The sequence below is a fragment of the Mucilaginibacter litoreus genome (assembly GCF_042676805.1).
Lineage (GTDB): Bacteria > Bacteroidota > Bacteroidia > Sphingobacteriales > Sphingobacteriaceae > Mucilaginibacter > Mucilaginibacter litoreus.
In genome coordinates, this window is the sequence record NZ_JBHTHZ010000003.1 from 126,062 (window position 1) to 139,849 (window position 13,788).

Genomic DNA, 13,788 nt, shown 5'->3' on the forward strand with positions numbered 1-13,788 from the left:
CTTATAACTTTATACGATCAATATATGATGAAAAATGCACTTATTACCGGCGCCACCAAAGGCATTGGCCGCGCGGTTTCAATTGCTTTTGCTAAACAAGGAATAAACCTGGCAATTTGTTCTCGGAATGAGAAAGAATTATCAGATTTTGACAATGAGCTAAGGCAAATCAACCCCGATATTACTGTTATTACCCTTGTTGCCGATTGCAGTAAGCCCGATGATGTAAAAAAATTCGCTGTTTTCACCGAGAAAAAACTGGGTTTTATCGACATTTTGGTGAATAATGTGGGTATGTACAAGCATGTTTCCATACTTAATGATAGCGAAGACAGCTTTAAAACGCAGATGGATACCAACCTCATGCCGGCCTATGAACTATACCGTTTCTTCGGTAAACAGATGGTTTCTGTCGGTAAAGGGCATATTTTCAATATATGCTCTGTAGCCAGTATAAACCCCATAGCAGAGGCCGGGGTGTACAGCGTAACAAAATATGCACTGTTAGGTCTTAATAAGGTAATGAGGCTCGAAATGCAGGCACACGGTGTTAAAGTCACCGCGGTAATCCCGGGCTCAACATTAACAGACTCGTGGAAGGGTGTAGAGGTTGATAAGGATACAATGGTTCTTCCGGAGGATGTAGCATCGGCAATCATAAACATATTAAATATGAGCGCCGGGGCAAATGTTGACGAAGTGATTATAAAACCTGCAGGCGGGCAATTATAATAACCAACATTCAAACTATATACTAACAGAAAATGGAAAAGAAACTTTACAGAGACGAACAGCACAAAGCAATTGGTGGTGTTTGCGCAGGCCTGGCCGAGTATTTTAATGTAGATACATCAATAGTACGGGTGATATTTTTGCTGGCCCTTATTTTAAAAGGCGTTGGCTTTTTACCCTACATCATTTTATGGATCGTGATTCCAAAACGTCCGTTTGGTTACCAAAATCCATTTAAACCCGGCGTTACACCTGGCTATGGGCCCAATTACGGTCAGCCAACTTATGGTGATGTAAAGGTTGATTATACCGTGCCGCCTGTAAACCAGCCTGGCCAGCCATTTATGTTTCAGCCGCCAAAAAAATCAAATGCGGGCGTTATCTTCGGCGTGATACTTATTGTACTGGGGTCGATATTTTTGATAGATAACTTTGATTTTATACCCGAGCTGGATTTTGAACTTTTGTGGCCGGTAGTATTGGTTGCAGCCGGTTTGGCCATCATCTTCAGCGGTAAAAAGAAACCCTGGGAACAGCAAAGCTTTAACGAGCAGGATAAAGCAGCATCAAATAATACTGTCGATACAGATTATACAGCCAACGACAAACAGAACGACAACACTCAAAACATATAAGTCATGAGAAGCGAAAAATTAGTTCCGGGCCTTATCCTGGTAGCAATAGGCGTGATATTTCTTTTAGATAACTATAATGTTATTAATTTCCACTGGAGCAACCTATGGCACTTGTGGCCAATATTTTTGATCATGGTGGGCGTTAACCTGGTATTTGCCAATAATAAAAGCGCCTGGGCAACAGCCCTTAAGATAGGTGTGGTAATATTAGGTTTTGGTTTATTGATATTTGGCCATTTTGAAAACCGCTGGTTCTCTCCGTTCGACAGGCATTGGCGGTTGAGTGATGATGGATGGCACAGGCATGATAACGATAATGATTTTGATAATGACGACGACGACAATGATAGCGATACCAGCAGATCTATAACCAAAGTACAGGGCAGCAGTACCTACAGCGAACCCTTAAAACCAGGCATTACCGAGGCAAAGCTGAACGTTTATGGCGGCGGTACCCTTTACACACTTAAAGATACCAGCGCGCAATTGTTTGAAGCCACCACCAAAGAGTACTTTAACCGCTTTTTGTATACCAATACAATGGAAGGTAACATACCTGTACTGGAGCTGCGCATGAAAGATAAAAAAGGCCATATCCAATGGGATAGCGACAATACCAACTCTGCCGATATCAAACTGAGCACAAAACCTGTTTGGAACATCAATATCAAGGCAGGTGCAACTAAAGTTGATTTCGACCTGTCCAGGTACAGGGTGAGGAACCTTACTTTAAATGGCGGCGCCGGTTCATTTGAAATTAAAATGGGTATGCCGGTAAGCGCTACAAGGGTTGAGGTATCAACAGGTGTATCTGAAGTGGATATCAAAGTGCCACAGGGAGCTGCCTGCCAGATCGTTTCAAATTCCGGATTGTCATCAGATAATTTTCAGGGTTTTACCAAAACCAATGGCGGTAATTACGAAACCCCTGGTTTTAACAGCGCAACCAACAAGATATACATTATCATGAAAGGCGGCCTGTCCGACTTTAAAGTGAGCCGTTACTAATTCCATATAATTATTGCCGGCAGGATGCTGAATAATCTTTAAATTTGATGACGATGCAATCCTCCGGCAATAATCTTCCTACCGACCCTGCAACCCATGAAAAATACCTGCTGGTTGTAAACGGCAAGCCCGAGGGGCCTTTTACCGTTGAGCAACTTCAGCTACAAAACATCAAGCCCGGCGACTTTGTAAAAACACTGGCTATGCCGGATTATAAAGAAGCACACGAAATAGCTGCCCTGAGGCAGCTATTTGGCTTTGCAAAACGCCCTTTGCCCTTACAGTACTTTGGAAGTTTTGATCAGCGTGCCATAGCCTCGGCCATCGACTGGCTGCTGATCTTCGGGGTGTTGATACTGATAGCTTTTATGGCCATGCTATTGCTTTTTGTTATACTCCCCGGAGATGATAACAAAAACATCAGGCTCGCCATAACCATTGGCATCGTGGCCTTAACACCCTTGGTTCGGTTCATCTACAGTATTAAAATGGAAAGCGGCCCTGCGCGCGGAACCTACGGCAAGCAGCTGCTTAAGATAAGGGTAACAGATATCTACGGCGAACAGATCACTGCTTCGAAAGCCATTATACGTAATATGGCCAAGCTGGCCTCTGTGGCCATTTTCTTTATTGGATATTTCCTATGCTTCTTTAATAAGAAACAGCAATGCCTGCATGATATGATAGCCGACACGCTTGTTGTTAAAGACCGCCTGGATAGTTAAAGTGAATATTCTCTACGCATCATTCCTGTAAGTAACGTAGCAATCTCCTCAGCCGGTTCTTCGTTAGGAATGGTTGTGTTGTATCTGCGCCAGTGGATGTTCATTTCTTTTTTCCGCAAAAAGAAACGAACCAAAGAAAAACTCTGCGGCCGCGCCAGCTTGCTATGAAAGGCAGTAGTATTTGAGTGCCTGTACCACCCGCAATCTGCCAATGCCGCATTCAAGGACGGTGGCGTTGGGTTTGTCAAGCTCGAAATTTCTTCCCATGTCATCGCGAGGAACGAAGCAATCTCTTCGGTTAAAGTGTCATGGTGAGCCTGTCGAACCATTAACCAGGCGCACAGGTCTTCGACATGCTCAGATTGACTCAACATAAATTACGTCATTGCGAGGAACGGAGCAATCTTCGGCTAAAGTGTCATGGTGAGCCTGTCGAACCACTAACCAAGCGCACAAGTCTTCGACAAGCTCAGACTGACTCAACATGAATTAAGTCATTGCGAGGAACGAAGCAATCTTCAACTAAAGTGTCATGGTGAGCCTGTCGAACCACTACCAAGCGTGCGGGTCTTCAACAAGCTCAGACTGACTCAATACAAGTGACGTCATTGCGAGAAACGAAGCAGTCTGCGCAGCCCCACAAAAAAAGCGATGGCCTAAACCACCGCTTTTTTATTGCAAGCTGCAAACTTGTAACCCTCAACTACACCGCGTCGGATAATGAAGTAAAAGTAAAGTCGCGGATGCGCATGGGCGGTATCAGGGCGGATTGGCTGCTTTCGCCGCTTACCGTGCGCTCGGTTTTACCCAAAGCATCAAGATTGTTCAGCATAATAACAGGGCTTTCGTTAAAGCGCATGTTTTTTATCGGGAACTTGATCTGGCCGTTCTCTATGTAAAAAGTACCATCGCGGGTAAGGCCGGTATAAAGCAAGGTTTGCGGGTCTACCGGGCGAATGTACCATAAACGGGTAACCAGTATTCCTTTTTCAGTCCCTTTTATCAGTTCCTCAAGCGTTTGCGTGCCGCCATCCATAATGATATTAGCCGGGTAAGGCACAGGTTTTACACCTTTCTTTTGTGCCCAGTAACGCGAGTAGCTTAAGTTTTTCACCACACCCTTTTCTATCAGGCTCATTTTATCTAAAGGCATACCTTCGCCATCGTAAGTGGTAGCGGGCAAATCGGGGTTGGTAGGGTCGGCGTAGATGTTTACACGTTCATCCACCATTTTTTCGCCCAGGCGTGTTTTGCCACCGGGCAGGCTTAAAAAGCTGCGGCCTTCGTCGGCACTGCGGGCATCAAGGCTGCCGTACAATTGCTCAAGCAAAACAATGCCTGCGGCAGGTTCTAAAATTACGGTGTACTTACCCGGTTCAATGGCTTTAGCGCCTACAGACCCGGCTGCTTTTTTAGCGGCTATTGCCGAAAAGGCAGCTACATCCATTTTACCTGCATCGTTATAATCTTTAGTAACATAGCCCGAGCCCTGCCCATCCGCCGTGCGCATAGTGGCCGAGAAGTTTACATTGGTACTGCGGTTGTACACAAACAAACCTTTAGAGTTCATCATGGCGCTGCTTGCCGCGCTATCCTGCAAAAAGCCGGCAGCAGTAAGCTTGTTCTGTTTGGCTGTGTTAAGGCTGTCTTCAACCCATTTGCTGCGCTGTGCAGGGGTAATGGCCGCTGTGGTATCAACATAAGTTTGGCCGTGCGCAGGGTAGGTTTGCGGGCCAAGCATAGGCATATATTCCGGGTTCTCGGGCGCGAATTGTGCTAACTCTTCAGACCGTTTAACGGCTTTTTGTATCGACTCGTCGCTGTAATCGTTTAAAGTGATAACGCCCAGCTTTTTGCCAAAGGCCGATGAAATGGCCATGCTGCTGCTGCTGATAGCGCCACTGGTTGATACGTTATTGCGGGCAAAGCGTATGTTTGCCGAATCTGAACTGTAAATGCTAACCTGGCATTCATCAGCTTTTGAATAACTAAGCACTTTGCTTAACAAGGTGCGGCATTCCTGTTCTGTTAATATGGCCATCGGTTTAGATTTTTCTTGCTGTGTTAATTACATTCACTCCGTTAAAACGCGCTGTAGATGAGCCGTGCGATACCGCGCTGGCCTGCATTGGCTGGCCTTTGCCGTCAAAGAATGATCCGCCAAGGCGGTAATCGTTTTTATCGCAAACGCCCACGCACGAGTTCCAGAACTCCCGGGTGTTGGCCTGATAGGCCACATCATTCAGCATACCTGCTATCTTACCGTTTTTGATCTCGTAATACAACTGCCCGCTAAACTGGAAGTTATAACGTTGCTGGTCGATAGAGAATGAGCTGTCGCCGATGATATAGATACCTTTTTCTACATTTTTGATCATATCCGCAGGAGATAGCGGCGCTTTACCTGGTTGCAGCGAGATGTTTGGCATGCGCTGGAACTGTACATCTTTCCAACTTTGCGCGTAGCAGCATCCCTGCGACTCTTTTAAACCGATGATATGCGCCTGGTCGCGAATGGCCTGGTAATTAACCAGTACGCCGTCCTTAATAATATCCCATTGTTTAGTGCCTACGCCTTCATCATCGTAACCAACAGCGCCAAGCGAACCCGGTTGCAGCTTATCGGCCACTATGTTTACATTTTTACTGCCGAAGTTAAATTTCTTCGACTCCCATTTATCCAGCGTAAGGAAGCTGGTACCTGCAAAGTTGGCTTCGTAGCCCAATACACGGTCAAGCTCGGTAGGGTGGCCAACCGACTCGTGGATGGTCAGCCACAGGTGCGATGGATCGAGCACCAGATCATACTTGCCCGGCACAACAGATTTTGCCTTTAGCTTTTGGGCTGCCTGCAAGGCTGCCGCTGCAGCATCTTCTTTCATGTCGTACCGGTTGCGGTACAGGGTGGTCTGGCTCTTGATCTTTTCGCTTTCCATCGGCATCAGGTATTCAAAACCCATCCCGCGTGGGGCGCTCAGCGAGCTGCGGGTTTCAAACTTGCCTGTCTTATCATCTATTTTGGTAACGCCAAATACCGGCCAGATGCGGTGTATATCCTGGTCGATGTAAGAGCCATCGGTAGATGCAAAATACTTTTGCTCGTTCACCATAAATATGATGGAGTTAACGTAGTTGGCGCCATTTTTAAACGCGGCATCGTTAACAGACAGTAGCAAATCGGTTTTTTCCTTCATAGGCACCTCAAAGGCATTGCGCTCTATGGGTGTTTTCCAGCTCACCTCGCCGTAGCCCTTTTGCGGGGCCAGCTGCACAGGCTCGCTTTGCAGGCGCGAGTTTTCTTTGGCAATGGCCACAGCGGTTTCGGCAGCGCGGGCAATGCTGTCATTATCCAGCTTATCGGTAGCGGCAAAGCCCCAGCAGCCGTTGGCGATAACGCGTATGCCCATCCCGTACGATTCGGTATCCACAATGTTCTCGATGTTGCGGTCGCGGGTTACCACATACTCGTTAAGCGAGCGGCCCAGCCGTACATCGGTATAGGTGGCACCTTTGGCGCGGGCGGCATTAAGGGCAACATCGGCCATGCGTTTTTTTATGGCGACATCAACATCCCGCAGGGCGGTTCCGGGCACCACGGGCGAACCCATGGCCGTAAACCTGCTCAGCATGGAAGCACTGATGCCCATGCCGGTAAGATAAAGGAAGTCTTTTCTTTTCAACGTAATAAGATTAAGTGCCTAATATAGCGATTTGGATGGATATTGTGAGAAGCGGGGATGAGGGTAGCGGGTGTGTAATTGTGCAGGTGTGCAAATGAGTTCCCCTCTTGGGAGGGGTAAGGGGTGGGTTTTCAGCGCTTGGATCCCAACCCGTCATTGCGAGGAGGTACGACGAAGCAACCTCCAAGTGAAGTGTCATGGTGAGCCTGTCGAACCATGAGCCAGGCGTACAGGTCTTAGACAAGTTCAGCCTGACACAATATAAATACAAGTTATATCATTGCGAGGAACGAAGCAATCTCTTCATCTAAAGTGTCATGGTGAGCCTGTCGAACCACTAATAAGGCGTACAAGTCTTCGACAAACTCAGACTGACACAAACAGATGTTACGTCATTGCGAGGAACGAAGCAATCTCCATCCAAAATGTCATGGTGAGCCTGTCGAACCACTAACAGGCGCACAGGTCTTCGACAAGCTCGACGGACATACCACAAGTTACGTCATTGCGAGGAACGAAGCAATCTCTTCAGCCAGTTCTCGTGAGGAATGGGTTTGCTGTATTAATGCCAGTGGATGTTCATTTCTTTTTTTCCGCTAAAAAGAAACGAACCAAAGAAAAAACTCTGCGGCCGCGCCAGCTTGCTTTGTAAGGCAGTGCTGTTGCAATGTCTCTACTACCCGCAATCTGCCAATGCCGCATTATGGAAGGTGGGGGTTGGAGCTTCAGAACATACTTTTTCAATCTATCACAGTGAGAGAGGAAGTAGTTTTCAGGTAGTTGTATATAAATTATTACTCAGTGTTTTTTAATTTTTAATTTGTAAGGCAGCTGACAAAATGATACTTAATTAATACTAGTACTAATTGTAAATATTTTTTAGTTTTAGGTGTAATTTTTTAAAAATGGCTCTAAAAGATAATGTATTAAAATTTTCAAAAAGACAGATTGATGAGGCCGGTAATGTTTTAATAAATGCTGACTCTAGTTTTGAAGAAAAAAATTCGGCATTAGAAGTATTAGGTAATTTTCGATCTTGCCATGCTTACCCTATAAACACTTTTCAAGCTACATTAAGGACTAAACTTAACAAAACGGGCATTGACTATCTAGTTTCGCAACGATTGAAAAGGACTCCGTCAATGTTATTAAAGCTAGAACGATTTCCTAATATGCGGTTATCCCAAATGCAAGATATAGGTGGACTAAGAGCCATTTTACCTACAATGAAAGATGTTGAAAAAATTGTACAACTTTATAAAAAAGCGCCATTGCAGCATGTAATTAAGAGTGAAAAAGATTACATACAACAACCCAAAGATTCAGGTTATAGATGTTATCACATAGTTTATAAATATAAAAACAACACAAATTCAAATTATGATGGCTTAATGATAGAATTGCAAATTAGGACCAGACTGCAACATGCTTGGGCTACGGCAGTTGAAACAATGGGAACATTTATTGATCACTCTTTAAAATCTAGTCAAGGACCACAAGAATGGCTTGATTTTTTTTCATTAGTTGGAAATGCCTTTGCATATATTGAGAAGACACCGACTTTATCAATTTATAACCATTTAACTAAAGAAGAAGTCTTTGAAAAAGTTAAAAGTGATGCTCAAAACTTGCAAGTTATAACACAGCTTGAAGGATTTAGTGAAGTAATATCTAACATTGAAACAGATAAAAAGCAAGGTAGCTTACATTTGATCGTTTTAGATATTTCTAATAAAGAAGTTAGAATTAAAACATTTCCTAAGAATGCTATTGAACAAGCATCGATGGAATATTTAAAAGAAGAGGCTTTAATTTCTGATGGGAGTAAAAAGCAAGTTGTTTTGGTATCATCAAATTCGTTGGATTCTTTAAGGAAAGCTTATCCAAGTTATTTTCTAGATACTCAGGAATTTATTAAGACTTTGAGACAGATTACTAATTCATCTACAAAACATAGCTATTATCTGTAAGTCCTTATAAAATTTATATAATACTTTGTCTTGGCAACTTGTTTTGATAATAATATATAAAATACCCTCTTGTTTGTATTAGATGGTCACAGTTGTAGCAACAATTGTAGAGTTGTAGCAGCGCATAACGAAAGAAGCGCTTACCCTGATCCCTTCTGACGAAGAATAGATTTTTACATCGCTTAGAAACATCATAAAATCTGTTACGACTAACCCAACGCCCTTCCACAATGCGGCATTGGCAGATTGCGGGTAGTACCGGCACTGCAGCAGCATAAACTTTAAAAGCAAGCTGGCGCAGCCGCGAGGTTTCTTTTTCGTTCTTTTTATTTTCCGGCAAAAGAAAAAGAACATCCACTGACATCAATAAAGCACAGCCATTCCTAACGAAGAACTTAGGAGATTGCTTCGTCGTACCTCCTCGCAATGACATGGCTTGAGTTGAGTCAGTCTGAGCATGTCGAAGACCTGTACGCCTGTTTAATGGTTCGACAGGCTCACCATGACACTTTAGTTGAAAATTGCTTCGTCGTACCTCCTCGCAATGACGGGTAGTGATAAAATTATAAGGCTATTTCATTACTTTTAAACACGTGAAAAAGGTGTTCACAATGTGAACAGTATTGAATTTGCACGTACAAGGGTAAATGCCTATAAATCAAACAAATGATGATTAACAACAATGCTGACACGGTAATGTCAGCTAAAATATTAAACGTCTGATCATAAGCTGTTTAGAGGTGTTCATGCTGTTCACTTGTGTGTTCGTGAACACTCCTAAAACGCTATCACTTGCGCGCTTAATTAGTGGTACGGCAAACTCGCCTTAACAAGAAAACTGCTCACTAATCACCAACCTACCTGTTCCGTATCAGCACGTAAGATTTCGACCACTTGTCGTGCCAGGTTTGTTTGCGGTCGTCCCACAGGCACCACAGGTAGCCTATCATCAGCGCCAGGCCGGATATGAATTTGCCTGCGTTACGGGCAAGCGCGCGGAAAAAGCCCAGGCGGCGGCCATCCTCGTCAACCACCACCAACCGGAATAGTTTTTTGCCCAGGCTGCCCTGCAGCGGCGAAAACTCGCAGATGGTATGGTACATCACCACCACCAAAAAGCTTATGATGTTGAATTGCATCAGCACCGACAGGTCGTCCATTGAGGGGTTGCCTGCTACGGCACGGTTGTAGGCATCGGTGAAGTTTTCGGGGCGCAAAAAGCCTGCCGGGTAGGATATAATGATAGAATCGGCAATGTAAGCCAGCAGTCGCCAGCCAAAGCCGGCAAGGTTATCTTCGGTAGGGAAATAATAGCCTTCTGCTTCAAAATAATTAAAAAGTTCGGGCAGGTCTGATGCCCGCTGCCAGTCGTTAGCACGGGGCGACAGCACCATGGTATTTACATCAAGGCCTGTTTGCAACAGTTCATCCAAAGTATATGGGCCTTCTTCGCGTTCGTTCTTAAATATGTAGTACTTATCTTCCATTAATTCATTCATTTGCGGCGTATCACATAAGCTTTCGCAAGTTCATCGTGCCAGCCTTGTCTTTTATCGTCCCAAAGTACGCGTAAAAATCCCAGTCCTAATATAAGTCCGGATAATAATTTGCCTGCGTTGCGCCCAAGTGCCTGTTGAAAAGTTAGGCTTTCACCATTAGCGTTAACCACACATAGCTTACAGGCTATCTTGCCTATGCTCCCCCGTAACTTTGACGACTCGCACAGGGCATGATAAATAATAAACACCGCCATCTGGATCAGGCTCTCAATTTTACTGTTCAGGTCGCTATCCGGGTAGCTTTTATTTATAAGCTCATATATCACGTAGTATATCGACCCTAAAATAATAAACGATATAATAAGCAGGCCATAATCGATAATATAAGCCAGCACCCGCCACCAAAAGTTAGCCAGGTTAGCTTTAACGGGCAGATAGACACCTTTATTTTCCAGATAATAGGCAAACTCGGGCAGGTCTGCAAGCTCCTGCCAGTCGGCAGCCAGTGGTGAAAGTACCATGGTGCGCGTATTAAGCTCCATATCCATCAATTGGTACTGAGTGTAAGGGCCTGCCTGCTCACCATTGATCAATAAGTAATAATTGTTTATCATCCAGTTTAAAATAGCATCTGAATTTAGTGATTCGCTATCAGGAATTCATGGCGTATACAATAATATTTACGCCAAACTTGGTGTTATCTTCGGCTAAAAACCGCTTGTTCCTGAAATCGTAATCCCACTCGCAGCCATAGTCTTTGCTGCTGTACAACACACCTATGCGGCCGTTTATTTCAATGGCTTTCAAATAATCATGCACCAGGTCATCGCCCCAGCCGTTCAGCTCAAAGGAGGTTGTTGGCGGGCCTTTTTCAAACTTAAAAAAGGAACTGTATAATTTGTGGCTGTTGGGTATTTTCTTGAGGGCGTTAGGGCCAAACAGGGCTGCCATCTGCGCTTCAAATGATTTGGCAAACAGGCCGTCGATATCATGGTTACAATCGTCCACGAAAACAAAACCACCATTTTGTACATATTTTTTAAAGTTGATTTTCTCCCTGGTATCAAACTGTACCAATTTATGCCCGCTGAGGTAACAAAACGGGTAGTTAAAGATGTTATCGCTGCTTAGGGGGATAACTTTTTCGTGCGGGTCGATAGGGATGGTGGTATACTCTACCAACGAGTTGAGCAGGTTAGATGGCATGCGCTGATCGGTATCCCAATCGCCGCTGTGGTAACTTAACCTGGTAAAAGTAAATTTTTGTGCCTGCGCCATCGCTGCTAAAAATAGAACAATTATTTTGTGCCTGTAGTGTAACGCACAGCAGTGGATGTAAAGTTTTAGATACTTAATTGATATTTTGACAAAAAAGCATGGTTATTAGTTAAAAGCGTAATATCTTGGAGGCTAATGTTTGATAACTCACCCCGACTCCGCTGTTGCCGGTCGACCCTCTATGCTAAGCAAAGAAGGTGAAAAGTGAGTTTAAAAAGAAACCCTCTTTCGCATGGCGAAGAGAGAGTGGTCGGGCGAAGTGATGACCGGCTGAGTCAGCTAACTTAAACTAACAACTATTGGAACTAACTGAAACTAACATAAAAACCCTTTTAGCCAAGCTGCCTCAGCTAAAGGCGGAGATACAAAAAGTTATTGTAGGGCAGGATGCCATATTGGATGAACTGCTGGTGGCCTTTCTGGCCGGTGGTCATTGCCTGCTCGAAGGAGTACCCGGCCTGGCTAAAACGCTTATTGTGCGCACTATGTCGCAGGCGTTGCACCTGGCTTTCAGGCGCATTCAGTTTACGCCCGATCTGATGCCTACAGATATTATCGGCACGGAGATACTCGAAGAGGATCATGCTACGGGCAAGCGCTTTTTTAAATTTAATAAAGGGCCTTTGTTTGCCAATATTATTTTGGCTGATGAGATCAACCGGACACCCCCCAAAACACAGTCGGCCCTGCTGGAGGCCATGCAGGAGTTTGAGGTAACCTATGCAGGGCAAACCTACCCGCTGGATAAGCCTTTCTTTATACTGGCAACACAAAACCCCATTGAGCAGGCAGGCACCTACCCATTGCCGGAGGCGCAGCTCGACAGGTTTTTGTTGTTGATAAAAATTGGGTACCCAACTGAGCAGGAGGAGTTTGAAGTATTGAACCGCACCACAGGCACAAAAGCTGCAACGGTTAATGCTGTTATTACGGCCGAAGAGATCATACAGGCACAGGCCCTGGTAAGGCAGGTAACCATCAATGAAGACCTGACCCGCTACGTTAGTCAGCTTATACGCGCTACCCGGCCGGATACTACGCCTGTTGCTTATGTTAAAGATTGGGTACGGTGGGGAGCAGGCCCGCGCGCAGGCCAGGCTCTTATATTAACAGCTAAAGCACGTGCGCTGCTAAAAGGGCGCTATTCTGTGTTAATGGAAGATATACATGCTATGGCACCGGCGGTGTTGAGGCACCGAATCCTGATGAATTTCAGGGCAGAGGCCGAAGGCATCACGTCTGACAAGGTAACAGCCGAATTAATTAAGGTCGTAGAAAGGAAGGGTGACTTGTAATAGCCTCACCCCACTCTCTCCATTGGAGAGGGGCTTAAAATTAAATATTAAAGTTTTCTCCATTGGAGGAGATTTAGAGGAGGCTTCTCATGCTCGATCCAAAAACATTAATGACCATCAAGGATTTGCCATTACTGGCAAAAACGGTTATTGATGGCTTTATGAATGGGTTTAACAAAAGCACAGTTAAAGGGCCGGGACTGGAGTTTAGCCAGTATCGTAGCTATCAACCAGGTGATGATCTGCGGCAGCTCGACTGGCGGATGTTCGCCCGGAGCGACAGGTATTATATCCGTGAGTCGGAAATAGAAACAAGCATATCCGTTAAGCTTTTGGTAGATGCCAGCGCATCCATGAACCATGATGATAATGGTGTCAGGAAGATAGATTATGCGCGGTTTTTAGCTGCCTCGCTTGCCTATCTGGCTAACGCACAAGGCGATTCGGTAGGGCTAAACGTTTTTAAAAATGGTGAACTTTTTTCGCTTTCATCAAAGGCCGACCCGCAGCATCTGCAGCGTTTATTTTATCATCTGCGGCAAATGGAGCCGGATGGAAAATTTACCAGGCTTGTGCATTATAAAGAGCTTTTTGCCGGTGCCGGCCGAAAGGAGCTATTGATATTTATTACAGATATGTATCAGGATGATGGTGAAATATATGACTTGCTGAACTCATTAGCTGCCCTTCGGCACGAGATCATTGTATTTCACCTGATGGGGAAAAATGAGCTTGTTTTTGATTATAAAGGCTACTCTACATTGGAAGATCTGGAAACCGGAGAAAGCATACAGGTAAATACTCAAATGGCTAAGCAAGCTTATAAGGAACGTTTGCAGCAGCATCTTGCAACAATAAAAACAACGTTGCTGGGTAAACATATCACCTACCGCATGATAAGCATCGCTCAGCCCTTAGATGAAGCATTGCGCGAGTTTTTAATTCAACGTAATAAAGGATCTTAAG

At 44.7% G+C, this 13,788-nt stretch carries 14 protein-coding genes; 7 read left to right on the forward strand and 7 right to left on the reverse strand.

What is annotated here, in order from left to right:
* Positions 1 to 24 precede the first annotated feature (24 nt).
* From ACFQZX_RS06445 to ACFQZX_RS06460, 4 genes are read left to right on the forward strand one after another with little or no spacing between them, the layout of a single operon-like run.
* Positions 25 to 732: an SDR family oxidoreductase gene (locus tag ACFQZX_RS06445; protein WP_377112787.1), complete on the forward strand. Its 708-nt coding sequence runs from the start codon at positions 25 to 27 to the stop codon at positions 730 to 732.
* A gap of 32 nt (positions 733 to 764) precedes the next feature.
* Positions 765 to 1,367, forward strand: a complete 603-nt coding sequence (locus ACFQZX_RS06450) for a PspC domain-containing protein (protein WP_377112790.1) — start codon at positions 765 to 767, stop codon at positions 1,365 to 1,367.
* Between the two features lie 3 nt (positions 1,368 to 1,370).
* A complete protein-coding gene (locus tag ACFQZX_RS06455) occupies positions 1,371 to 2,375 on the forward strand; it encodes a LiaI-LiaF-like domain-containing protein (RefSeq protein ID WP_377112792.1) in 1,005 nt (334 codons plus the stop codon).
* Between the two features lie 47 nt (positions 2,376 to 2,422).
* On the forward strand, positions 2,423 to 3,100 hold the full coding sequence (locus ACFQZX_RS06460) for an RDD family protein (RefSeq protein ID WP_377112795.1): 678 nt from the start codon (positions 2,423 to 2,425) through the stop codon (positions 3,098 to 3,100).
* Here ACFQZX_RS06460 and ACFQZX_RS06465 read toward each other — a convergent pair.
* The 3 genes from ACFQZX_RS06465 to ACFQZX_RS06475 all read right to left on the reverse strand — a co-directional run bounded on the left by ACFQZX_RS06465 (position 3,097) and on the right by ACFQZX_RS06475 (position 6,780).
* Positions 3,097 to 3,348, reverse strand: a complete 252-nt coding sequence (locus tag ACFQZX_RS06465) for a hypothetical protein (protein ID WP_377112798.1) — start codon at positions 3,346 to 3,348, stop codon at positions 3,097 to 3,099. The two genes, ACFQZX_RS06460 and ACFQZX_RS06465, sit on opposite strands and share 4 nt — an antisense overlap.
* Positions 3,349 to 3,803: 455 nt before the next feature.
* Complete coding sequence (locus tag ACFQZX_RS06470) at positions 3,804 to 5,141, reverse strand: TldD/PmbA family protein (RefSeq protein ID WP_377112801.1); 1,338 nt, start codon at positions 5,139 to 5,141, stop codon at positions 3,804 to 3,806.
* 4 nt (positions 5,142 to 5,145) lie between these two features.
* The gene (locus ACFQZX_RS06475; protein ID WP_377112804.1) at positions 5,146 to 6,780 is read right to left on the reverse strand and encodes a TldD/PmbA family protein; all 1,635 of its coding nucleotides are present in this window, start codon (positions 6,778 to 6,780) and stop codon (positions 5,146 to 5,148) included.
* A 905-nt stretch (positions 6,781 to 7,685) separates the two neighbouring features.
* Between ACFQZX_RS06475 and ACFQZX_RS06480 the strand changes: the two genes are divergently transcribed.
* Entirely contained in the window at positions 7,686 to 8,750 is a 1,065-nt protein-coding gene (locus tag ACFQZX_RS06480) for a hypothetical protein (protein WP_377112807.1), read from the forward strand.
* A 78-nt stretch (positions 8,751 to 8,828) separates the two neighbouring features.
* Here the strand turns inward: ACFQZX_RS06480 and ACFQZX_RS06485 are convergent, their stop codons facing one another.
* From ACFQZX_RS06485 to ACFQZX_RS06500, 4 genes are all read right to left on the reverse strand, one after another.
* Positions 8,829 to 9,026 carry a hypothetical protein gene (locus ACFQZX_RS06485; protein ID WP_377112810.1) on the reverse strand — a complete coding sequence of 66 codons (198 nt, stop codon included), beginning with the start codon at positions 9,024 to 9,026 and terminating at the stop codon, positions 8,829 to 8,831.
* Between the two features lie 581 nt (positions 9,027 to 9,607).
* Positions 9,608 to 10,237 carry an RDD family protein gene (locus ACFQZX_RS06490; protein ID WP_377112813.1) on the reverse strand — a complete coding sequence of 210 codons (630 nt, stop codon included), beginning with the start codon at positions 10,235 to 10,237 and terminating at the stop codon, positions 9,608 to 9,610.
* Positions 10,238 to 10,245: 8 nt separating this feature from the next.
* A complete protein-coding gene (locus ACFQZX_RS06495) occupies positions 10,246 to 10,863 on the reverse strand; it encodes an RDD family protein (RefSeq protein WP_377112815.1) in 618 nt (205 codons plus the stop codon).
* 37 nt (positions 10,864 to 10,900) lie between these two features.
* Positions 10,901 to 11,527, reverse strand: a complete 627-nt coding sequence (locus ACFQZX_RS06500; RefSeq protein WP_377112818.1) for a DUF4159 domain-containing protein — start codon at positions 11,525 to 11,527, stop codon at positions 10,901 to 10,903.
* 299 nt (positions 11,528 to 11,826) lie between these two features.
* Here ACFQZX_RS06500 and ACFQZX_RS06505 point away from each other — a divergent pair, with 299 nt between their 5' ends.
* Together ACFQZX_RS06505 and ACFQZX_RS06510 are read left to right on the forward strand one after the other, a co-directional pair.
* Positions 11,827 to 12,822: an AAA family ATPase gene (locus ACFQZX_RS06505; protein ID WP_377112821.1), complete on the forward strand. Its 996-nt coding sequence runs from the start codon at positions 11,827 to 11,829 to the stop codon at positions 12,820 to 12,822.
* Between the two features lie 110 nt (positions 12,823 to 12,932).
* Entirely contained in the window at positions 12,933 to 13,787 is an 855-nt protein-coding gene (locus ACFQZX_RS06510; protein WP_377112824.1) for a DUF58 domain-containing protein, read from the forward strand.
* Position 13,788 lies beyond the last annotated feature (1 nt).

Bases quoted from the DNA above. Each gene is read 5' to 3' on its own strand.
- ACFQZX_RS06445 (WP_377112787.1), top strand. From the start codon at position 25: ATGATGAAAAATGCACTTATTACCGGCGCCACCAAAGGCATTGGCCGC.
- ACFQZX_RS06450 (WP_377112790.1), top strand. From the start codon at position 765: ATGGAAAAGAAACTTTACAGAGACGAACAGCACAAAGCAATTGGTGGT.
- ACFQZX_RS06455 (WP_377112792.1), top strand. From the start codon at position 1,371: ATGAGAAGCGAAAAATTAGTTCCGGGCCTTATCCTGGTAGCAATAGGC.
- ACFQZX_RS06460 (WP_377112795.1), top strand. From the start codon at position 2,423: ATGACGATGCAATCCTCCGGCAATAATCTTCCTACCGACCCTGCAACC.
- ACFQZX_RS06470 (WP_377112801.1), bottom strand. From the start codon at position 5,141: ATGGCCATATTAACAGAACAGGAATGCCGCACCTTGTTAAGCAAAGTG.
- ACFQZX_RS06480 (WP_377112807.1), top strand. From the start codon at position 7,686: ATGGCTCTAAAAGATAATGTATTAAAATTTTCAAAAAGACAGATTGAT.
- ACFQZX_RS06485 (WP_377112810.1), bottom strand. From the start codon at position 9,026: ATGCTGCTGCAGTGCCGGTACTACCCGCAATCTGCCAATGCCGCATTG.
- ACFQZX_RS06490 (WP_377112813.1), bottom strand. From the start codon at position 10,237: ATGGAAGATAAGTACTACATATTTAAGAACGAACGCGAAGAAGGCCCA.
- ACFQZX_RS06495 (WP_377112815.1), bottom strand. From the start codon at position 10,863: ATGATAAACAATTATTACTTATTGATCAATGGTGAGCAGGCAGGCCCT.
- ACFQZX_RS06500 (WP_377112818.1), bottom strand. From the start codon at position 11,527: ATGGCGCAGGCACAAAAATTTACTTTTACCAGGTTAAGTTACCACAGC.
- ACFQZX_RS06510 (WP_377112824.1), top strand. From the start codon at position 12,933: ATGACCATCAAGGATTTGCCATTACTGGCAAAAACGGTTATTGATGGC.